General features: G+C 29.8%; 2 protein-coding genes. Both read right to left on the reverse strand.

Going from position 1 to position 905, the window contains the following annotated elements:
- Positions 1-140 precede the first annotated feature (140 nt).
- Positions 141-509: a helix-turn-helix domain-containing protein gene (locus RM553_RS19485; RefSeq protein WP_311536633.1), complete on the reverse strand. Its 369-nt coding sequence runs from the start codon at positions 507-509 to the stop codon at positions 141-143.
- Positions 510-520: 11 nt separating this feature from the next.
- Complete coding sequence (locus tag RM553_RS19490) at positions 521-817, reverse strand: type II toxin-antitoxin system HigB family toxin (RefSeq protein WP_311536634.1); 297 nt, start codon at positions 815-817, stop codon at positions 521-523.
- Between the last annotated feature and the right edge of the window lie 88 nt (positions 818-905).

Consider the following 905-nt stretch of genomic DNA (forward strand, 5'->3'; position numbering starts at 1 on the left):
TTGGTAACGGTCTCGTATATTCGCAGTTGTGGTATTTGGTCAACGGATTAGTCCGCTACGATTTTATTTTCTTAGGTTCTAAATTACTATTTTATTTGAAATGGCCATAATTGCGAATATGCGTTGTTCTATGCTGTTTTTTATTTCGTCAACTGGTAATTAGTTACCAAAACAGAAGCAGATATATGTAAAATTCGTTCAAGTTCTCTAATCATATCTACTGTTAATCGTTTCTTTTTATTCAAGATTTCCGAAACTCTACTTTTTCCTCCAATTACTCCAACTAAATCTTTTTGTTTTAGATTCATTTCTTCCATTCTGATTTTTATAGCTTCAATTGGATCTGGAGCATCTATTGGATAATGTTCATTTTCGTAGTTGTCGATTAACATTGAAAGTATCTCTGCCTCATCTCCTTCTTTTGAATTTATTGGCGCATCAAATATTACCTCAAGCCTTTCTAAAGCTTTCTCGTAATCTTGTTCGTTTTTTAAAGGTTTTATATTCATAGCTCTAAATTTTAAATTGTGTCAGCATCTATTTTATCATATTCTGGGTGTGTTCCAACAAATCGTATAAAAGCCCATTGTCTTTCGTAATTAAATTTTACTACTAATCTATATGAGTTTCCTTTAATGTTGAACACAACTCTACTATCTTTTAAGATGCTAGCATTTATATAAGTTTTCTTTATATCATTTGGAGAACTCCAATTAGAACTTTTTGCTGTTTCGTACCAGGTTTTTAAATACTGTTCTGAATCAGAATGTTTTTTCCAGAATTTTCGTAATGTACTTTTTGCAACTATTCTTTTCATTTGATAGAATCTTAAACAAAGATAATTAAAGTTCTCAATAATAGAACTTTTTAGCAGAAAACTTTATTTAAAAAATTGCATAGAACGG

It is taken from the genome of Autumnicola tepida (assembly GCF_031846485.1).
Classification (GTDB): Bacteria; Bacteroidota; Bacteroidia; order Flavobacteriales; family Flavobacteriaceae; genus Autumnicola; species Autumnicola tepida.

What these genes read in the sequence shown, in the direction of transcription:
- RM553_RS19490 (WP_311536634.1), bottom strand. Translation starts at nt 817, where the DNA reads ATGAAAAGAATAGTTGCAAAAAGTACATTACGAAAATTCTGGAAAAAA.
- RM553_RS19485 (WP_311536633.1), bottom strand. Translation starts at nt 509, where the DNA reads ATGAATATAAAACCTTTAAAAAACGAACAAGATTACGAGAAAGCTTTA.